This is a genomic window from Streptococcus parasanguinis, from assembly GCF_001074805.1.
GTDB classification, from domain to species: domain Bacteria; phylum Bacillota; class Bacilli; order Lactobacillales; family Streptococcaceae; genus Streptococcus; species Streptococcus parasanguinis_A.
On sequence record NZ_JUPI01000070.1, the window covers coordinates 1 to 20,896 of the forward strand.

The window sequence follows — 20,896 nt, forward strand, 5'->3', positions numbered from 1 at the left end:
TGGGCTCTACTACGCTGATTTCATCAGCTTTTACAGCCCTACTCAACTGTGCGGAGGTGGGGCAACGAAATCGAATTCTAACGAATTACCGATTTCTGTCCCACTCTCATCTTTTTTAAATCTATTTTGTCGCAAGGATAGCAGCTTCTACTGCTGCTTTTTCCCGTTGGATTAAATCCACACGAGCAGCAATTTCTTTGATTCCCATCTTGATATTGCGGCTGATCGCCATATCATCCAATTGAGGCTCAAAGAAGGCCTTGTATTCATTTAACCGTTCACGAGTCTTGAAACAGTTAGCTGGGTAGATGACAAACTTATCAAAGCTCATATCACCACCGAGTGCTTTCTTGATCCAATCCCAGTTTTCACGCGCCCAAGTCCAAGTTCTTCCTTGGGTAAAGTCATCGTGCAAGAAGTTGTAGTACCAGCTCATAGCCAAGTCCTGTGGTTTCACCACATCCTTGTTCTTCCACTCCTTCAATAGAGCTTCCAAAGTTTCCTTATCCTTGGTATAAGAAAGTGCAGCCGCCAACTGGCGTTTAAAGTTTCCATCAACTGTCTTCACATAGGTGTCCAGGTATTGTTGGCTAAGCGCCTTGGTTTCCTGGTGCTTGATTTGGTTGACCAAGATTTGCAAGCGGATGGCAGCTGGAAGTTTTTCCAAATCAGCTGCGTGCGCTTCAAAGATAGCGCTCGCTTGAGCTTTTGCAGCTTCATCATTGGCCTTGATCATATTAGCAATCATTAGTTGACGAACTTTTTCGTCTTCTTCTGTTTCACCAGGCTTAGCTTCTAGACCCAAGCGTTCAAAGTTGTAACGGTTCAGGCGTTTCAACAACTCATGGAAGGCCGCTTCTGTTTCAGTTCCTTCATCCACAAAGAGACTGATTCCAGCTAAGACGCTCGAAACAGCTGAAACAACCAAGTAGGAACTTTCTTCTGTCAAGTGTTCAATCACTGGCAAGAGGCTTGCATAAGAAATTTGACCACTTTCCGCTAAGAGACGGCGTTCTTGAACCACTTGTAGTTTCGAAGTGCTATCCAAGCTAGCAAGTTCAGCAAGGATGTCTTCCAACAATTCCCCACGGTAGTCACTGATATAGTGAGCTGTATTTTCTGTATTGAAGCGAAGAGCTCCGCTGTTAGCTACTTTCAAGGCACTGTAGTTTGGAATTTCTAAGACTTCAGTTTCCAAAGTATCTGGAATACCTGTCCAGTTGCTATTTAAAGGAACAACCCACTTGCGACCTTTTTCTTCTCTTTCTCCGATGAAGAACTGCTCTTGACGGATGATCAAGGTATCGTTTTCCACAGAAGCTGAGACAACAGGGTATCCTGGTTGCTCCAACCAAGAATCCATAAAGGCTGCTACATCGCGACCTGAAGCTTGCCCAAGAGCATCCCAAAGGTCACGACCGATGGTATTGCTGTATTGGTGTTTTTCAAAGTAGATCTTCAACCCTTTACGGAAGGCGTCATCGCCTAACCAACGGCGAAGCATGTGCATGAGACGGCTACCCTTGGCGTAAACGATCGCTGGGTCAAAGAGGGTGTTGATCTCGTCAGGGTGTTTGACTTCCACATGGACGGATTGAACGCCATCTGTAGCATCGCGTTTCAAGGCAGCAGGCACACCGGTTGTTTGGAAGTCTTCAAAGATATTCCAGCTTGGTTCGATAGCATCCAAGCTGACATATTCCATCATATTGGCGAAGCTTTCATTCAACCAGAGGTCATCCCACCATTTCATGGTCACCAGGTTTCCGAACCATTGGTGAGCCAACTCGTGAGCCACCACTAAGGCTACTGTTTGACGGCTTTGGGCAGTCGAATTCTCATCAACAAGAAGGTAGACTTCACGGTAGGTTACCAAGCCCCAGTTTTCCATCGCACCTGAAGAGAAGTCTGGAAGGGCGATATGAAGAGATTGAGGGATTGGATACTTCACACCATAGTAGTCTTCGTAGAATTCAATAGCACGAACTGCAATATCTAAAGAGAAATCTAAGTTTTCTAATGGGTGAGCTTTTGTTGAATAGACTCCGACAAGGGTTCCATTCTTAGTCTTAGCTGTCACTCCTTGAAGATCTCCGGCAGCAAAGGCAAGGAGGTAAGAAGACATCCGTGGAGTCGTAGCAAATTTCCAAATTCCTGTTTCTTTGCGGTTTTCCACATCGATTTCAGGCATATTTGAAAGGGCAATTTCCCCTTCTTCTTGGTCAAATTTCAAAGAAAGATCGAACGTTGCTTTGGCTTCAGGCTCGTCCACACTTGGAAAGGCTTCACGCGCAAAATGGCTCTCAAACTGAGTAGAAAGGACTTCCTTCTTCACACCATCAATGCTGTAATAAGATGGGTAAATCCCAGTCATATTGTCTGTGATCTTACCAGAATAGGTCAGGGTAACTGTCACTTGACCTGTGCCTTCCAATTCAACATAGACTGCTTCATTGTCATCATCAACCGTAAATGGACGGGCTTGACCTGCTACTTCTACTGTTTCGATGGTCAAATCCTTTTGGTGAAGCGAGATCTTGTCCGCCTTGGCTTGACCTGTGATCACCACACGACCGCTAAAGGTCTTGGTTTTACGACTTAAATCCAAAAACACTTCGTAATGTTCTGGAACAAATGTTTCTACAAAATGTGCAACTGCTTGCATAATTTCCTCCTTTAAATGTTTCATGCTTTCCAATGAAAAGCCCTAACAAAACTATTTTATCACAAAGTTAAGATAAAAGAAAAGACAAGCATGACAATGCCTGTCTGTGATCGAAAAGACTCCATGATCTTACATTTCGATAATTTTACCTGTCTCGAAGTAAACCACCCATTCACAGATGTTTTTTGCATAATCTCCGATACGTTCCAAGAAGTTGATCACTTGGAAATAATCCCGTCCTGTCACGATGGACTCAGGATTTTTCCGAATTTCTTCTGTTGCTAATTCTTGGATGCTATCGAAGTAATGGTTGATGACTTCGTCTCGTGTCGCAACTTCATAGGCCAAATCCACATCGCCTTTGAGGTAAACATCTAGTGTCGCTTCGACAAAATCTTTGACTTCACGGCCCATCTTGCTGATCTCTTCCTCAACAGATTGAATACGGACTTCCCCTTTCATGCGAATGGTTGCCTTGGCAATTGATACTGCGTGGTCACCCATCCGCTCTAAGTCAGAGACCGCTTTTAAGACAGTCATCACGACACGAAGGTCTTGTGAAACGGGCTGTTGAAGGGCAATAATCTCAAAGGATTTGCGCTCTAACTTCACTTCGTAGTCGTTGATCTCCGCATCATCTTCGATAACCTGACGGGCCAATTCACGGTCATGGGTCACGAAAGCACGAACTGTACGGTTGATCTGACTCAACACTTCATTTCCCATTGCATAAAACTGGTTATGCAACTTCTCTAAATCTTCTTCAAATTGAACTCGTAACATTTTATTTTCTTCCTATCCAAATTTACCAGAGACATAGTCTTCTGTTTCTTTCTTAGCTGGGTTCAAGAACATTTCATTGGTGTCATTGTACTCGATCAAATCCCCATCCAAGAAAAAGGCTGTTTTATCGGAAATCCGACTCGCTTGTTGCATGGAGCGTGTCACCAAGAGCATGGTGTAGCGGTCTTTTAGTCCATACAAGGTTTCTTCAATTTTACCAGCTGAAATCGGGTCCAGCGCTGAAGTTGGCTCATCCAAAAGAATAATCTTTGGACTGGTCGCAAGAACCCGCGCCACACAGACCCGCTGTTGCTGACCACCGGAAAGTCCGATAGCCGAATCATGCAGGCGATCCTTGACTTCATCCCAGATGGACGCGCGTTTCAAAGAGGTTTCAACTGCTTCATCCAAGACAGCCTTGTCCTTGACACCATTAATCATCAATCCATAGGTCACATTATCATAAATGGACATTGGGAAAGGATTGGGCTGTTGGAAGACCATTCCGATTTCCTTACGCAATTCGACCGTATCGGTCCGTGGTCCATAGATATTATGTCCATTGTAGAGGATGGTTCCTGTGGTAGTGACCTCATGGTTGAGGTCCCCCATGCGGTTAATGGCTTTTAAAAGGGTAGATTTCCCTGATCCTGAAGGACCAATCAAGGCTGTAATCTCCTTTGGAGCAAAGTCCAAGGAGACGCTATTTAGAGCCTTCTTTTTATTGTAATAAACCGACAAGTCCTTGACTTGCAATATTGGTTCTGTCATTCTATTTTCCTTTTTGTTGTCATTTTACTTTATCCAAAGTGACCAGATACATAATCGTTGGTCGATTGCAATTTCGCATTTTGGAAAATATTCGAAGTCTTATCGTACTCAATGAGGTTTCCAAGATAGAAGAAACCGGTATAATCGCTAGCACGGGCTGCTTGTTGCATGCTGTGGGTCACGATGACAATCGTATAATCCTTCTTCAACTCAAGCATGGTTTCTTCTAATTGCGCTGTCGCGATCGGATCAAGCGCTGATGCTGGCTCATCCATGAGTAAGATATCTGGCTTCACAGAGATGGCCCGCGCGATACAAAGTCGTTGCTGTTGACCACCTGAAAGTGTCAGGGCTGATTTATGAAGATCATCCTTGACCTGATCCCATAGAGCTGCCTGTTTCAAAGAAGTTTCGACCAATTCGTCCAAGATCTTCTTGTCTTTCACCCCAGCGCGTTCATGCGGGAAGGTGATGTTTTTGTAAATCGATTTGGCAAAAGGATTGGGCCGTTGGAAAACCATCCCAATGTGCTTACGCATTTCATAAACATTGATATCTGGACGATTGATATCGATTCCTTCATACCAAATTTCACCCGTAACACGCGCAATATCGATGGTATCATTCATCCGGTTCAAACTACGAAGGTAGGTTGATTTCCCAGATCCTGAAGGACCGATCAAGGCTGTAATCTTATTCTTTTCAAACTGCATGTCGACGCCTTTAATGGACTCGTTCGTTCCATAATAGACATGCAAATCTTTGGTCGATAGGACCACCTTTTCTTCAGGAAAAGTAATGATGTGTCTCTCATCCCAATTGTATTTTGACATTTCTTCTCCTTTAAGCAGATGTTAGTTTTTTATGGAGGTAACTTCCGAGTTTGCGCGCTCCAAAGTTAAAGATCAAGATAAAGATCAAAAGAACGGCGGCAGAACCGGCTGAGACTTCGATCGAGTCTGGAATGGTTCCTTCACTATTGACCTTCCAGATATGAACAGCCAAGGTTTCAGCCTGACGGAAGATCGAAATCGGACTGGTCACACTAAAGATATTCCAGTTTGACCAATCAAGGGCTGGAGCCGATTGACCTGCAGTATAGATCAAGGCAGCAGCTTCCCCAAAGATCCGTCCTGAGGCTAAGACGACCCCAGTGATAATACTTGGAAGAGCTTCTGGTACCACGACATGAATCACAGTTTCCCAGCGAGACAAGCCCAATGCTAGACCTGCTTCGCGCTGTGTATGGTGGACGTGCTGCAAGCTATCTTCGATATTGCGAGTCATCTGTGGCAGGTTAAAGACGGTCAAGGCCAAGGCCCCTGAAATGATCGAAAATCCGTATTTGAACTGGACAACAAAAACCAAGTAACCAAAGAGACCTACAACGACAGATGGCAAAGAAGACAAGATCTCAATACAGGTCCGAACCAAATTGGTCAAGCGCCCTTTTTTAGCGTACTCAGAAAGGTAAATCCCAGCCCCAAGAGAAAGTGGGAAGGAAATCACCAAGGTAATGACCAAGAGGAAGAAGGAATTATACAATTGAATTCCGATCCCTCCTCCTGCTTGGTAAGAAGAAGATTTCCCAGTCAAGAAGTGCCAAGATACATGGGGCAAGCCACGGACCAAGATATAAAGGATCAATGAGGCAAGAATCGCAACGATGATCCCTGAAATAGCATACAGCACTCCTGTCGCAATTTTATCCATTCGTTTAGCGTGCATAGTTCTTCTTACCTCTTTCTTTCGTAATCAGTTTAATCACACTGTTAAAGGCAAGACTCATAAGGAGCAATACCAAGGCGAGTGACCAAAGAACATTGTTATTGACCGTACCCATGACGGTATTTCCGATTCCCATGGTCAAAATAGAGGTGAGGGTGGAAGCTGGTGTTGTAAGCGAGGTTGGCACCACTGCAGAGTTTCCGACCACCATCTGGATAGCCAAGGCTTCCCCAAAGGCACGCGCCATTCCAAAGACGACCGCTGTAAAGATTCCAGAGCGAGCTGCCTTGAGCGTGACATGCCAAATGGTTTGCCAGCGGGTCGCTCCCATGGCCATACTAGCTTCCCGGTAATGACGGGGTACAGCTCGGAGGCTATCGGTCGTCATAAAGGTAACAGTTGGCAGGATCATAACAAAGAGGACAAAGACCCCTGAGAGAATCCCAAAACCAGTCCCTCCAAAGATACTACGCGTAAATGGGACGACCACTTGAAGACCAATGAATCCATAAACAACGGAAGGAATTCCCACCAAAAGCTCAATCGCTGGTTGCAAGAAACGAGCTCCTTTGGGGGAGACTTCTGTCATGAAAACAGCTGCACCAATGGCAAACGGCGTTGCCAAGAGGGCAGAAAGCAAGGTTACAATAAAGGAACCTAGAATCATGGGTAGGGCTCCGAATTCCTTTGCAGCAGGATTCCAAGTACTCCCAAATAGAAAACTAAAGATATTGACTTTATTGACAAAGAAAGTCGATAAACCTTTTTGGGCCACGAAAATCAAAATCATGGCAACGACGACAACAATCAAACTCATACATAAAAAAGTAATGGTTTTCCCAAATTTTTCTAGGCGGGAGTTTTTTGATTTCGTCAGCATTTTTTTTGCTACTTCGTTCATTTTTTACCTAATTCTTTTATTTTTTTGACACATTCCCTTTTAAATCACGGGTTACTTTCATGTCATTGATCGGGATATAACCCATCTTGCCAACAACTTTTTGCTGAACCTCATCGGTCATCATGTAGTCAATGAATTTTTTAGACAACTCATTAGGTTTTCCCTTAGTATACATGTGTTCGTAGGACCAGATTGGCCAGTTATTGTTGACGACATTAGCTTTAGTTGGTTGATAGCCATTGAGCTTCATGGTTTTGACACTGCTATCCAAGTAGGTAAAGGCTAGATAAGAGATGGCTCCTGGCGTTTGAGAAACGATGTTTTTCACCATTCCATTAGAGTCTTGCTCTTGGGCCTGCTTGGGTTGTTTGCCATCCATGATGATCGTATCAAAGATAGCTCGGCTACCAGAACCAACTGCACGGTTCACAATCGTGATTTCAAGATCTGGACCTCCCAATTGCTTCCAGTTGGTATATTCACCCGTAAAGATCTTTCGCAATTGCTCCGTTGTCAGATTGTCGATCGAGATATTTTTATTGGCAATGATGGCTGTCCCTGCTACGGCTACCTGATGATCGACCAGACTAGAGGCATCGATCCCAGACTTTTCCTCTGCAAACAGGTCACTATTACCGATGTCCACAGCACCTGATTGAACTTGTGAAAGTCCTGTACCAGAACCTCCTCCTTGCACATTCACAATCTTACCAGGATGTTCTTCAATGTAGCGATCTACTACTCCTTCAACCAAGGGTTGTAAGGCAGTCGATCCGACAGCAGTGATGGATTCTCCGCGATTGATCCAAGAAGCACAAGCAGATAAACTTCCTGCTAATGCGATCGTCGCTAGTCCTAGGATCAGCTTTTTAGACTTTTTCAAATCATGTCTCCTTGATATTTCACTATTTCACTTATGATTTTGACAAGTTTTTTCAAAAAAACCTGTACTTCCACTATATCATAGAACGGGTTCTTTGCCCAGCATTTTACCTAAAACGAAGTCCCTTTGGATAGAAATTTTTCAGGGTCTGTCCGGTCACTTTTGCAAAGCCCAAACCATTGCCTTCAACCAGGACCTGGTACCATCCATTTGGATGCGTTTCCTTCAATTGGACCGTCTCTCCCGCCACATAATGAACAAAGTCCTCAGGCGTGATCGAAACGGTCTCTTTGACTTCACTCGGTCTCAATGCCAGGCCAAGGGCAAAACTAGGTTCAAATCGATTTTTCTTGAAGGTCCCTAGGTGCAAACCATTTCGGGCAATTTTTACTTTGCGCAAATCTGGTAAACCAAGTGGAACCAAGTAGAGTTCATCTCCAAAAGTTTCGAGGACACCTTCTAGAGTGATCTTCAAGTGTTTCTTAGCAAACTCCTGCCACCATTTCTTTTGCTCCGCAGATAATTGGTCCTTTTTGGAAGGGATTTTGGCAGGACGATTCTCTCCTAGATAACGGAACTTAGCAACAAATTGTCCCTCCCCTTTAAAAAGATGAGGATACATCCGCGCCGTTTCTGGATGGTCAATGCCTTCTGCCATACCATTGATCTTCTCGATAATTTCCAATTCCAGCTCATAGTTTTCCAAAAGCCAGGATACGATCTCTTCATTTTCCTCAGGAGCCCAGGTACAGGTTGAATACACCAAGGAACCACCTGGAACCAACATCTTGAGGGCATCCTCTAGAATCTCTCTTTGAAGGAGACTACACTCTCGGGGATAATCGATGGACCAATAGTCCATGGCATCTGGTTGCTTACGGAACATCCCCTCACCGGAACAAGGGGCGTCCAGTACAATCAGATCAAAAAAGCCTGTGAAAACTTTGGCCAGACGATCGGCAGACTCATTGGTTACCAATACATTTCGGGCACCAAAGCGTTCTACATTCTCTACAAGAATTTTCGAGCGGCCCTTGTGGATTTCATTGGAGACCAAAAGTCCCTGATTGTCCAAATAAGACAAGAGTTGGGTAGTCTTTCCGCCAGGAGCTGCGGCCAAGTCCAGGACCTTCATTCCTGGTTTCGGCTGAGCGACTTGGGCCACTATCTGAGCTGCTGGCTCTTGCGAATAGACCAAGCCCGTTGCGTGCTCAATGGATTTTCCTGAGACCTTTCCATAATGGCCCCAAGGGGTATTAGGAATCGGATCATCAAATGCTTTTTGAGCTTCTTTCAAAGGATTAGTCCGAAAGGCCGATACTGCTTCTTGTTCAAAGGTCGCAAAAAAAGCAGCAGCATCCTCACCTAGAAGATGCTGGTATTTTTCTTTAAAACCATTGGGAAAATTCATTTAACTTCTCCCTTTCTTAAGATAGGTTTGAATTTCTGTTAACTTCACTTTTGGAACCATCATAATGGGTTCCACTGACTGGTAATTAGGTTTATCTCCATTTAGATTTAAAACGGTATAGCCCAACTGTTCCCCCATGATCGCAGCTGCGGCATAATCCCAAGGCCAGATATAGCTAAAATAAGCTAGAATCCCACCTGAGAGAATTTTTGAAAAACTAATACCGGCACTGCCATAGACCCGGATTCCTAGTGAATCCATGCCAAGATCAGCCATTCCCCAGTCATTTTTCTCAAGCATACCGACATTTGACGCAATCAGAAACTTCTCTAAAGGCTGATCTACAAAGGGCGTCAGTTCAAGATCATTGCGATAAACAGGGAATTCTCCACCCCCGTAAAAAAGGTAATCCCGCATAACATCGTAGATCAGGCCAAACCGACCGATTCCGTCTTCGAAATAGGCCACCATGACCGCAAAATCTTCCTTTTGGGTCACAAAATTATTGGTCCCATCAATGGGATCAATCACCCAAACGGATCCTTCTGAAATCGGTGAACGAAGGCCATCTTCCTCCGCAAAAATTCGATCTTCTGGGTAGCGATTTGTGATTTTTTCAACCAAATCATTTTGAACCTGTTGGTCCATCTGGGTCACCAAATCTGTCGGCCCAGTCTTTTTTGAGATCATCAAGTCATCATGGAGATGAAGACGCAAGTAGTCTCCAGCCTCTAAAACTATTTGTTTGGCAAACTCTAACTTATTCTTCAAGAGAAAACCATCCTTCCTCTTTTTGCTTTGCAGCCTGGGTCGCACGATAGAGAGAATAACCGCTCACTTCTTCGAACTCCCGTCCGAGACGTTTTTCTTCTCCGATACTAGGCACGACCTTCTTAAAAGCGCGGTAGGCTTCCATGTATTCTTTGGCCTCTACCTTACTTTCATAGGCTTCTTCAACTTTATTGTAAAAAGAAAGCACTGAAGCAAGCTCTTCAGTGCTCCACGATAAGTCCAGTGGGTAACTATAATTTTTTTGCATTCGACATACTTCTTAGTTTATTTCTGCTCTTAGAGTGGCAGAGCGTAACTCTTGTTTACGATAACTCCGCGGCAAGAAGGCACGAATTTCGTCTTCGTTAAAGCCGATTTGCATGCGCTTGTTATCTAAAATAATCGGTCTCCGTAAGAGACTTGGATTTTCCTCAATCAGATGAATCAAGGCTGAGATCGATAAATCTTCAACATCAACATCCAATTTTTGAAAAATTTTTGAACGAGTTGAAATAATGTCGTCTGTTCCGTTTTCGGTCAAGGCCAATATACTTGTCAACTCCTGTTTGCTCAAAGGACTTGTCATTATATTGTGTTCTTTAAATGGAACATCGTGCTTTTTTAACCAAGCCCGAGCTTTTCGACATGATGTACAACTCGGTGATAAAAATAATGTAATCATGTGGTTCACTTCTTTTTTTATATATAACTATCTAACTCTATTATACAAAAAAATTAGGTGCTTGAAAAGCGCTTTTTTGATTTCTAGTCGATTTTTCTGAATTTCAGTAGAGAAAAAGAAACCACTTTCATTATCCCCCAAAAGACAGCAGAAAAAAGGACTAGGTAGCTTCCTAATCCTCGGTCCAGTTTCGTGAAACTGCTTCATCTTCTTCTAGTTGAGCCACTAGTTGATCTATCCCATCAAATTTGACCATTTCTCGAATCTTATCTAACCAGTGAAAGGTCAGGGTATGACCGTAGATGTCTCCTGAAAAGTCAAAAAGATTGACTTCAAACCGAAGCTCCTTCCCATCAAAGGTAATATTCTTCCCGACAGAAGCCATGCCCCGATAGGTATGCCCTTTAAAATCGACATCAACTACATAGACTCCATCTGATGGTAGATAGGTCCGATCAATCGGTGCTAGATTGGCAGTAGGATAGCCAATGGTCCTTCCCCTCGCATCCCCATGGACAACAATTCCCCGACTGGACAAGGGATGACCAAGCAACCGTGCAGCTTCTTTGACCTGTCCTTCTATAACAGCTTGACGGATGCGGGTCGAACTGATCTTTTCCCCCTGATACAATACAGGAGAAATGACTTCCACTTGACCATCAAAATAAGCAGCTAAGTCAGAGGCAGTTTTCTTATCAGAGCCAAAACTATAATCAAATCCAGCAATTAAAACTCGGGCTCTCAAGGCTTTTACGAATTGATCAACAAATTCTTTCGCTGTTTTAGAAGCAAAATCAGTCGTAAAATCAATGAGAAAGAGCTCATCCACTCCTAGTTCGTTTAATTTTTGGAACCGATCCTCAGGGCTTTGCAAATGGAGCAACAATTCTGGTTGGTAGCGAACAAAGGCCAACTTAGGAGATTCAGGGAAGGTTAACAAAGCAACCTTCAAGCCTTTTTCATCCGCGATCTGACGCGCCTTTTTAAAAAGTTCTTGATGCCCCAGATGCAGGCCATCAAAGTAGCCCAGAACCAAAACTGTCTCATTCTCCAAGTGGATCTGGTTAGCAGTAGTTATCGTACGAATATTCATGAATTTATTGTAACACACTTTCTGTTAGAAAAACTTTTCGAGGTTTGTAAAGTTCTTCTCTTTTTTCTAAAATGGCTACCAATTTCCCTTGGTAAAAAGCAGCTAACTCTCTGGCTTCGCTCTCGACTGGAATAAAGCGTCCTACTTGGACTTCGCCAACCTCTTCTGCTGTCAGCTCTACTTTTTCTAGATCTCCTGTCCCAATTTCAAGAGGATGAAGGAAGCTCAAATCTCCTTTCGCTACTTTTTCAGCAAGTTCTTCCAAGGTCAGGGCATCATCCAGTGACAATCCAGCGGCACTAGTTCGTGTTAAGTAAGACATATGAGCTGCATAGCCTAGCTTTTGACCCAAATCCACCGACAAGGTCCGGATATAAGTCCCCTTGCTGCATTTAACCCGGAAACGAAAACGGGCTAGTCCTGTCTCATAGCCGATCTCACTGGTACGCGTAAAGTCATAAATGGTCACTTGTCGGACAGGCCGTTCCACTTCTTCACCTGCACGCGCATATTCATAGAGCTTACGCCCATTGACCTTGACTGCTGAGTACATAGGCGGTACTTGCTCGATTTCACCCACCATTTGGGCAATCATGTGGTCTACCTCTGCTGCATCTAAAGGTGCTTCCACTGGCGTCCGCTCGACGACTTCCCCGCTGGCATCTTCCGTCGTGGTAGAGAATCCCAAAGTAATTTCTCCCTCGTAAATTTTACCCTCATCCTGCATAAATTCAACCATCCGGGTCGCCTTTCCTACAGCAATCGGAAGCACCCCCACCACATCCGGGTCCAGAGTCCCTCCATGGCCAATCTTCTTAGTACCTAAGATTTTCCGCAGTTTAAAGACCACATCATGTGAGGTCATCCCTGCTTCTTTTTTTACATTGATAATTCCGTCCATTTGATTTACTCTTTCTAACTGGTTGTGTGACCATCCGTGTCACCGACCTCTTATTATACCATGAAATGAGACTTCTTGTCCCTGTTTCCTCGTTCTGATGAGCCTTTTAAAAATCCCGTAGCAGATTTCAGACTTTTTAATATGGGTTTGATACAATAGAAACCGAAAGAAGGTGTAACATATGTTAATGTATGATGTTATTGTTATTGGATTTGGTAAAGCTGGTAAAACACTCGCAGCGAAATTATCAAGCCAAGGGAAAAAAGTCGCTCTGATTGAAAAGAGCAAGTCTATGTACGGTGGTACTTGTATCAATATCGCTTGTATTCCCACCAAGACCTTGATTGTTGCCGCAGAAAAAGGCTTGGATTTTGAGCAAGCCATGAATGAGAAAAATGCGGTCACCACTCGTCTCAACGGCAAGAACTACGCAACCATTGCTGGAACTGGTGTAGACATCATCGATGCGACAGCTCGTTTCGTTTCCAACAAGGTCATCGAAATTCAAGCTGGTGAGGAAAAGGAAGAATTGACAGCTGAAACCATTATTATTAATACTGGTGCGGTGCCAACTATTCTTCCAATCCCAGGACTTGCTGAAAGCAAATTTGCTGTAGATTCAACCGGTATTCAACGGCTGGAAAATCTACCTAAACGCCTGGGTGTCCTTGGTGGTGGACCAATCGGATTGGAATTTGCCCACCTCTACAATACCTTGGGTAGCCAAGTAACAGTACTGGATGCTTCTGAAGCATTCTTGCCACGGATTGAGCCAAGCATCGCAGCTCTTGCAAAAGGCTACCTTGAAGAAGATGGCATTCAATTCTTGCAAGGCGTTCATACCCAAGAAATCAAAGATGGTGAAGCCAGCTTAACCCTTGTAACCGATAAAGGAGACTTCGAGTTCGATATCCTCCTCTACGCAACGGGACGTAAGCCAAACACAGCTGGACTTGGTCTTGAAAATACAGATATTCAAGTCACTGATCGTGGAGCGATTCAAGTCAACCGTCATTTGGAAACCAGCGTCCCTGGTGTCTTTGCAGTTGGGGATGTCAATGGTGGGCCTCAGTTCACCTATATGTCCCTCGATGACTTCCGCATCGTCTTCAACTACCTCACAGGGGATGGTAGCTACAATCTCGAAACACGCGGAAACTATGCGACAACACTCTTCATTGCTCCTCCATTGGCCCAAGTCGGCTTGACTGAGCAAGAAGCACGCGACAAAGGACTTCCAGTGGCTGTCAAAGAATTACCAGTTGCTGCCATGCCTCGCGGCCATGTCAATGCAGACCTTCGAGGTGCTTTCAAAGCCGTAGTCAACCCAGAAACCAAAGAAATCCTTGGAGCAACTCTCTTTGGAGAAGCCGCAGGTGAACTCATTAACCTGATCACCATGGCTATGGACAACAAGATTCCTTATACTTACATCGCAAAACAAATCTTTACCCACCCAACCATGGCAGAAAACCTAAACGATCTCTTTGCGATTTAACTAACATAAAAAAGCTGGAAAATTCCAGCTTTTTTAGTTTAAGAATTCACAGACAGCCTCTTGAAATGCTTTATTTTCTTCATACAGAGCATGACCTGAATGCTTAAGAATAAGGAGCTGACAACCCGAAATCGCTTTTGCCAATTCCTTGGATCCCTTCACACCAATCACATCATCTTCGAGGGCACCAAGAACCAAGGTCGGACAATGAATTTCTTTTAAGACCTCAAGGCTATTATGTTCCAGGCAAGACTGAGACTGAATGACAATTCGTTTTTCATCTTTAATTCGACCCAGGCGACCCATAATATTATAAAGGAACCGCCACTTTTGATAGCTCTTTTGCGTGTAGGAGTGCTGTGCAATATCCAACATGAGATGCTTAAAATTTCCAGATTGACTGAGTTTTTGCCAATGCTCAATTCGTTCTCTAGCAAGTTGACTAGGCTCCGCTGTTGTCACAGCTAGGATGAGCCTTTGAACCCTTCCTGGAAAATCTACAGCTAACCATTGAGCAATCATTCCACCTTGTGAAATCCCCATAACATAGGCGGCATATAGGTTTAGTGTCTCCATTGCTTCTGCTACATCTGCTGCCATATCCCGTGTCGTATAACCCTGCCTCAACTCATTAATTCGAGAAAAAACATAGATTTTATAGTGCTTAGCAAGTAGACGATAAGAGAGGGAAAAGAGCTGGGCCTTTCCTTTAACCGTCTGCACCCCATCCCCCAAGCCTGGTATGATAACGAGAGGCTTCTTTCCTTTTCCAAATGTCACATAGTCCATGCTCTTATTGTTAAAATATAAGGTTTTCCCTTTTGTTGAAGACATTACTTCGTTCCCTCTACTATTTTTTCATGATTTATTTATGTTGAGTTTTTAAATGCAAGGCAAAGCCGGCAGTCACTTTTTCAAATCCAACCGCCTGATAAAACTGATGTGCAGCATTTCGTTCAGCGGTTAATCCACTATTTAGAGCCAGTGCCTTAACTCCTTCTTTTAGCGCTTGTTTTTTCAATTCATCAATTAGCCTACTAGCAATTCCTTGTCGTCTTGCTTCTTTTGCAACTGACAAAGCCAAAATACGATAGTAAGATCCATCTGCTTCAAAAAAGAAGAGCTTTGCATAACCTAAGAAACCTAAAATTTCTCCGTTTCTTTCAGCTAGAAGACAGCCATAATGTGGTTGAGAAAGAATCATTTCTAAACGTCGAGACAGCTTAGAAGCGCTCGTTGGATAGCCCAAGTCTTCGTATAAAGACAGTAGGGCTTCAGCATCTTTTATAGTTGCTTTTCGTATCTGCATAGGAGCCTCCTAGTCTTCTTTCAAGGCATCAAACTTAGCCTTCATGGTTGGATTCTTCCGAGTCAATTTTTTGACTGATACATCATCCAGCTTGTTGTTGGCGAGGCGGAGTTGATTTTCTGATGTGGTGAGGAATTTCTTGACTTCTTCCATCCGCTTAATGGCTTTGTCGATTTCATCGATGGCCTTGCCAAAGTTGACCGAGGCTGAATTGTAGTTCTTAGCAAAGGCAACCTTGAAGGCGTCTAGGTCTTCTTCAAAGTGGGTAATATCAATATTTTGCTCACGGACAAGCGCCAATTCCTGCTTGTATTTAAGGGAATTAAGGGCCGCATTTCGCAAGAGCCCAATAATCTGGATAAAGAACTGAGGACGAACGACATACATCTTCTCATACTCATGACTGACATCCACAATCCCTGTGTTGAAGTAGTCATTATCGGCTTCTAACATCGATACTAATACAGCATACTCACAGTTTTTTTCTCGACGGTCCTTGTCCAACTCTTTGTAGAAGTCTGCATTCTTATGCTTTTTCTCAGTTCCATCCGCTTCATTTTTCATCTCAAACATAATGGAAATGAATTCCAGCCCATTTTCATCAAAATCACGGAAGATGAAGTCTCCTTTAGAACCACGCGCAGAGACTTTGTTGTCCTTTTCGAAATAGGCATTTGGGAAGGCGAAACTACGAACCTTATTAAACTCGCTCTCCGCATACTGTTCTAGACTTTCACCAATAGCTTTTGTAGATTGTTGGGCCTTGAAATTCTTGTAAAACTCAACCTGCTCACTAGCTGCCTTGAGCTGTGCTTCATAGTTTTGTTTCACCGAAGCAAGAGAAAGCTCGTTTTCTTTTTCTTGTAAAAGAAGCTGATTTTTGACCTGATCTCTTTCTTTCTCTAGGTCAGAAAGCGTCTTTTGAAGCTGATTTTCGTGCTCCAAGCGCAAGGTCGCCAGCTGATTCTCAAGTTGTTGAACTTCTTTTTCTTTCTCTAGCAGACTTTGGCTAGCGGTTTGCTCTACTTCCTTTTTCGCCAATTCTTTTTCGGTATCAAACTGTTGAATCTGGTTTTGTAACTGAGCGATTTCTTGGTCCTTCTTGGCTAACTTCTCTTGTTGCTCGTTAAGGGCCTTTTGCTCAGCTAAAGCCAACTCTTGCCGAATTCGCTCATGAATTTCCTTGTCAAACTCAGCTGTCCGTACCTGTGACAAGAGCTCGCTGTATTGACTTTCATTAACTGTAAAAACTTCCCCACAGTTGGGACACTTGATTTCGTTCATAGTATGCCTCTTTCTCTATTCTTAGTATATTATATCATGCCACCTGTAAAATCAAAACCAGCAAACGAGGCTTGCTGGTTTCAACTGAATATTCATTCCTCTATAGAGACTTTTCTTAGGTGAGGACGGACGGCAGCGACTCCCTTGGGGATTCCATACCTTAGATTTGAGCCTCACGTCTCAAATCTACCGAGCACCAGAAACTGATGTGTTTCTGGTGCTTTCCTCACAGCGAAAAGTCTCAACCTATTCTGCACTATTCCCAGAAGTTCTTTTCTTGGAACTTTTTCTTGCAGTAACAAATTAGATCCTCAAGGAGATAGTGCATGTTTATGATCTGAAACAGTACACTTAGCTTACTGGCTCCAGTTTATTTCTTCTCAATCGGCGCGACACTTGCCAAGAGTTTCTTGAGCCCCACTTCTGGGAAGTTGATCTTGAGCTCTTGGGTGTTGCCACTCCCTGATACCTCAAGCACGGTTCCTTCGCCCCACTTCTTGTGAATGGCAATGTCGCCAATAGACCAAGCGACAGTTTCTTTGGCACCCGCTCGGTTACCATTGCCAAAGGGTAGGCTTGATGACGTGAGAGCACTTGGAGCTGCTTGTCTCTTGCGCTCTTGAAGGGCTTGTGACAGACTCATGCCTTTTCCAAAGGTTGTTCCGCCACCATTACTATAAGAAGCCTTAAAACTAGTGTTGACTGGACGCGCTAATCCTTGGTAGCTTAACAAATCTGAGCTAATTTCATTGATAAAGCGCGTCGGACGGTTGTAGCTGGTCCGCCCAAAGAGCAAACGAGAATTGGCATTGGTCAAAAAGAGAACCTTCTCTGCCCGCGTGATCCCCACGTAAGCCAAACGACGTTCTTCCTCCAACTCATCTGGATCCTCTGCTGCACGACTAAGAGGAAAGACATTTTCTTCCATCCCAATCAAGAAGACAACTGGAAACTCCAATCCTTTAGCCGCGTGAAGAGTCATCAAGGTCACTTCTGAGGTCTCTTGCGCTCCATCGTCTGTATCGGCAATCAAGGCCAAATCATTCAAGAAGCGACTTAAAGTTTCCACACCTGTTTCGTCTTCGACGGTTTCCTCGTTTTCATCAAAATTTTTGGTAACAGACAGGAACTCTTGGATATTCTCGATGCGGGCCTGACTTTCCAAATTTCCCTGATTGATTAGGGCCGTCATATAACCTGTCTTGTCAAGGACTTCTTCGACCAACTCTGTAATGGTTAGCTGGTCCAATCTTTCTCTCAAATCAAGAATGAGATTGGCAAAGTCCCAGATGGCTTGAGCAGCTTTTCCTTTAATGCCTGAGAGCATGATATTGGCCGAAGCATCTAGGAGCGAAGTCTCTTGCATTTGGGCAAAATCGCGTATCTTATCCACTGTACCTGGTCCGATACCCCGCTTGGGTTCATTGATAATGCGCTCAAAACTGATATTGTCACTGAGGTTGGCAATCAAGTTCAGATAAGCAATGACATCCCGAATTTCCTTCCGGCTGTAGAACTTGGTGCCCCCTACCATGGTATAGGGAATGTTGGACTTGAGCAGCGCTTCTTCAATGGTCCGTGACTGGGCATTGGTCCGGTAGAGAACCGCAAAATCACGGTGCTTGTAGCCCGCTTTCCGACTCAACTCTTCAATCGTTTTAGCAACAAAGACCGCTTCATCCTGCTCGTCATTAGCCCGGTAATAGACAATCTCTTCCCCATCCGCATTTTGAGTCCATAGGTTCTTAGGACGGCGATTTTTATTGTTTTTAATAACGTCATTAGCTGCTTGGAGAATGGTTTTGGTTGAACGATAGTTTTCCTCCAATAAAACAACCTTGGCTTGAGGATAATCCTTCTCAAAATCCAAGATATTCTGCATATCCGCACCACGCCAGCCATAAATAGACTGGTCCGCATCCCCAACGACACAGATATTTTTAAAACGTGAAGCCAAGAGTTTGACCAGTTGGTACTGGGCATGGTTGGTATCTTGGTACTCATCTACATGGATGTATTGGAACTTCTGCTGGTAGTAGGTCAGTACATCTGGATGCTGATCAAAAAGACGCAAGGTCAGCATAATCAAATCATCAAAGTCCACTGCTTCTGACTGACGGAGTTCCTTTTGGTAAGCCTCATAGCACTTGGCTACGATCTGGGTGTACATATCCCCCGCTTGGGCGGCATAAGCCACTTCATCAATTAAGTCATTCTTGGCATTGGAAATAGTTCCCAAAATGGTTCGTTCATTCCATTTCTTAGGATCCAAGTTTAACTGCTTGAGAATACGTTTCATCAGTGTTCGTTGCTCACCTGGATCAACAATGGTAAAGTTGCGATTGTAGCCAATGTGATCCGCATCTCGACGGAGGATGCGCACACACATGGAGTGGAAGGTGGCGATCAAGCAGTCTTGAGTCGCCGGATTTAGCTGATAAGCCCGCTCCTTCATCTCCCGAGCGGCTTTATTGGTAAAGGTAATGGCCAAAATATTCCAAGGATTGACCATTTTTTCATCAATTAAGTAGGCAATACGATGGGTCAAGACACGTGTCTTACCAGACCCAGCCCCCGCCATGATCAAGAGGGGACCTTCTGTCGTTTGGACCGCCTCCGCTTGGCGGTCATTCATACCATTCAATAAAGGATTCATCTCATACTCCTCATTCATTCAATCGTTCTATTATACCACAAAAACCGACCTAGCTTCTTTTAAAAAAGACTCATTTGAATTTCCCTTCCAAAAACGATATAATAGTAGTTTAAAGAAAACAGGTTCATATCCGAGGTTGTAGGAGGAAATTTTGGAAAAACCATACAGTAACTTAAAACTGGCCGAACGTGGTGCCATCATCAGTATTTTAGCCTATTTACTACTTTCTTCAGCAAAATTAGCTACTGGCCATCTGCTTCACTCCTCTAGTTTGGTCGCTGATGGATTTAACAACTTATCAGATATTATCAGCAATGCTGCCCTGCTCATCGGGATTCGTCTCGCTCGCCAACCTGCTGACCGTGATCACAAGTTTGGTCACTGGAAAATTGAGGATCTAGCTAGTCTAGTCACCTCCATCATTATGTTTTATGTTGGTTTTGATGTCTTACGCGATACCCTCCAAAAGATCTTCAGCAATGAAACCATTAGCATTGATCCACTCGGTGTTGGTGTCGGAGTGGTTTCAGCCCTTGTCATGCTAGGCGTTTATTTCTACAATCTTCGCTTAGCAAAACGAGCTAAATCAAAGGCCTTAAAAGCGGCCGCAAAAGACAATCTTTCAGACGTCGTCACTTCTCTTGGAACGTCGATCGCGATCGCTGCTAGTGCTTTTAACTATCCAATTGTCGATAAAATCGCAGCCATCATCATCACCTTCTTTATCCTCAAAACAGCCTACGATATTTTTATGGAATCTTCCTTTAGTCTTTCAGACGGCTTTGACGATAGTCTCCTCGAAGATTACGAAAAAGCTATTTTAAAACTCCCTAAGATTGCGCGTGTGAAATATCAACGCGGACGGACCTATGGAAGCAATATCTATCTGGACGTTGTCTTGGAAATGAATCCCGATCTTTCAGTCTATGAAAGTCATGCCATTACAGAAGAAGTCGAGGATCTCTTGACAGAAGAATTTGGAGTCTTTGACATTGACGTCCATGTAGAACCTAGCTCGATTCCTGAAGATGAGCTGATCGAAAACGTTGAAAAGAAACTCTTGACCTACGAAAAACGCCTCTATGCTAAGCAAGAATTTGATACATTGCTAGCGGATAATTACACCTTGATTGACGATACTGGTCACGAACACCACAAAGCGGAATTAATAGAGGCTCTCGCAAGCGACCAAGTTCAATTCCAAAACTTTGAACTCGAGTCCATCAGCCAAAAAACCAAACTCATACGCTATGAACTAGACGGTCAAATCCATACCAGTCTCTGGCGTCGCCATGAAACTTGGCAAAAGATTTTCCATCAAATTACTAATAAAACAGACTAAAAAGCTAGGAAGTATTTCCTAGCTTGAGAGAGTATCCAAACCTTATAAAAAAGTTAATTGATTCTCTAAAAATTTTCTAATTTTTAAAATGAATCAAAAGTATACCAAAACTTTCCGCTGTGAGAAAAAAAGTGCTAGAAACAGTGATGTTTCTAGCACTCGGGAGTTTTGAAACCTTAGGTTCAAAACTAAGTCATGGAACTTCGTAGAAGTTCGCT

Annotated in this window: 19 protein-coding genes; 2 read left to right on the top strand and 17 right to left on the bottom strand. The window is 43.7% G+C overall.

The annotated features are described in order from the left end of the window. Window positions 1-121 precede the first annotated feature (121 nt). The 13 genes from ADI76_RS04915 to truB all read right to left on the bottom strand — a co-directional run bounded on the left by ADI76_RS04915 (window position 122) and on the right by truB (window position 12,589). Window positions 122-2,665 (bottom strand): M1 family metallopeptidase, encoded by a 2,544-nt coding sequence (locus ADI76_RS04915; RefSeq protein WP_049514980.1) that lies wholly within the window; start codon window positions 2,663-2,665, stop codon window positions 122-124. A gap of 129 nt (window positions 2,666-2,794) precedes the next feature. Then, window positions 2,795-3,448 (bottom strand): phosphate signaling complex protein PhoU, encoded by a 654-nt coding sequence (gene phoU, locus ADI76_RS04920; RefSeq protein ID WP_003003266.1) that lies wholly within the window; start codon window positions 3,446-3,448, stop codon window positions 2,795-2,797. A gap of 12 nt (window positions 3,449-3,460) precedes the next feature. Continuing rightward, window positions 3,461-4,219 carry a phosphate ABC transporter ATP-binding protein PstB gene (pstB, locus tag ADI76_RS04925; RefSeq protein WP_003003393.1) on the bottom strand — a complete coding sequence of 253 codons (759 nt, stop codon included), beginning with the start codon at window positions 4,217-4,219 and terminating at the stop codon, window positions 3,461-3,463. A 29-nt stretch (window positions 4,220-4,248) separates the two neighbouring features. After that, entirely contained in the window at window positions 4,249-5,052 is an 804-nt protein-coding gene (pstB, locus tag ADI76_RS04930; RefSeq protein WP_049514981.1) for a phosphate ABC transporter ATP-binding protein PstB, read from the bottom strand. Window positions 5,053-5,062: 10 nt separating this feature from the next. Beyond that, window positions 5,063-5,947 carry a phosphate ABC transporter permease PstA gene (pstA, locus tag ADI76_RS04935; protein WP_003006597.1) on the bottom strand — a complete coding sequence of 295 codons (885 nt, stop codon included), beginning with the start codon at window positions 5,945-5,947 and terminating at the stop codon, window positions 5,063-5,065. Continuing rightward, window positions 5,937-6,848 carry a phosphate ABC transporter permease subunit PstC gene (pstC, locus tag ADI76_RS04940; protein WP_049472017.1) on the bottom strand — a complete coding sequence of 304 codons (912 nt, stop codon included), beginning with the start codon at window positions 6,846-6,848 and terminating at the stop codon, window positions 5,937-5,939. The genes pstA and pstC overlap by 11 nt, the downstream gene beginning before the upstream one ends. Window positions 6,849-6,864: 16 nt before the next feature. Then, the gene (locus tag ADI76_RS04945; RefSeq protein WP_049472018.1) at window positions 6,865-7,731 is read right to left on the bottom strand and encodes a phosphate ABC transporter substrate-binding protein PstS family protein; all 867 of its coding nucleotides are present in this window, start codon (window positions 7,729-7,731) and stop codon (window positions 6,865-6,867) included. A 106-nt stretch (window positions 7,732-7,837) separates the two neighbouring features. Next, the gene (locus ADI76_RS04950; RefSeq protein WP_049514982.1) at window positions 7,838-9,142 is read right to left on the bottom strand and encodes an RsmF rRNA methyltransferase first C-terminal domain-containing protein; all 1,305 of its coding nucleotides are present in this window, start codon (window positions 9,140-9,142) and stop codon (window positions 7,838-7,840) included. Next, entirely contained in the window at window positions 9,143-9,913 is a 771-nt protein-coding gene (locus ADI76_RS04955) for an inositol monophosphatase family protein (RefSeq protein ID WP_049514983.1), read from the bottom strand. Next, the gene (locus ADI76_RS04960; protein ID WP_009732659.1) at window positions 9,903-10,181 is read right to left on the bottom strand and encodes a UPF0223 family protein; all 279 of its coding nucleotides are present in this window, start codon (window positions 10,179-10,181) and stop codon (window positions 9,903-9,905) included. The genes ADI76_RS04955 and ADI76_RS04960 overlap by 11 nt, the downstream gene beginning before the upstream one ends. A 12-nt stretch (window positions 10,182-10,193) precedes the next feature. Then, window positions 10,194-10,595, bottom strand: a complete 402-nt coding sequence (locus ADI76_RS04965; RefSeq protein WP_009732658.1) for a Spx/MgsR family RNA polymerase-binding regulatory protein — start codon at window positions 10,593-10,595, stop codon at window positions 10,194-10,196. A gap of 172 nt (window positions 10,596-10,767) precedes the next feature. Beyond that, entirely contained in the window at window positions 10,768-11,688 is a 921-nt protein-coding gene (locus tag ADI76_RS04970) for a bifunctional riboflavin kinase/FAD synthetase (RefSeq protein ID WP_049514984.1), read from the bottom strand. Between the two features lie 4 nt (window positions 11,689-11,692). Further along, window positions 11,693-12,589, bottom strand: a complete 897-nt coding sequence (truB, locus tag ADI76_RS04975) for a tRNA pseudouridine(55) synthase TruB (RefSeq protein ID WP_049514985.1) — start codon at window positions 12,587-12,589, stop codon at window positions 11,693-11,695. Between the two features lie 181 nt (window positions 12,590-12,770). Between truB and ADI76_RS04980 the strand changes: the two genes are divergently transcribed. Beyond that, entirely contained in the window at window positions 12,771-14,087 is a 1,317-nt protein-coding gene (locus ADI76_RS04980) for an FAD-containing oxidoreductase (protein ID WP_049514986.1), read from the top strand. A gap of 33 nt (window positions 14,088-14,120) precedes the next feature. Here ADI76_RS04980 and ADI76_RS04985 read toward each other — a convergent pair whose 3' ends face one another. From ADI76_RS04985 to pcrA, 4 genes are all read right to left on the bottom strand, one after another. Further along, entirely contained in the window at window positions 14,121-14,921 is an 801-nt protein-coding gene (locus ADI76_RS04985) for an alpha/beta fold hydrolase (RefSeq protein WP_049514987.1), read from the bottom strand. A 31-nt stretch (window positions 14,922-14,952) separates the two neighbouring features. Then, window positions 14,953-15,396, bottom strand: a complete 444-nt coding sequence (locus ADI76_RS04990) for a GNAT family N-acetyltransferase (RefSeq protein ID WP_049514988.1) — start codon at window positions 15,394-15,396, stop codon at window positions 14,953-14,955. Window positions 15,397-15,405: 9 nt separating this feature from the next. Continuing rightward, window positions 15,406-16,680, bottom strand: a complete 1,275-nt coding sequence (locus ADI76_RS04995) for a DUF2130 domain-containing protein (RefSeq protein ID WP_049514989.1) — start codon at window positions 16,678-16,680, stop codon at window positions 15,406-15,408. A gap of 370 nt (window positions 16,681-17,050) precedes the next feature. Further along, window positions 17,051-19,336 (bottom strand): DNA helicase PcrA, encoded by a 2,286-nt coding sequence (gene pcrA, locus ADI76_RS05000; protein WP_049514990.1) that lies wholly within the window; start codon window positions 19,334-19,336, stop codon window positions 17,051-17,053. Between the two features lie 151 nt (window positions 19,337-19,487). Between pcrA and ADI76_RS05005 the strand changes: the two genes are divergently transcribed. Next, window positions 19,488-20,678: a cation diffusion facilitator family transporter gene (locus ADI76_RS05005; RefSeq protein ID WP_049514991.1), complete on the top strand. Its 1,191-nt coding sequence runs from the start codon at window positions 19,488-19,490 to the stop codon at window positions 20,676-20,678. Window positions 20,679-20,896 lie beyond the last annotated feature (218 nt).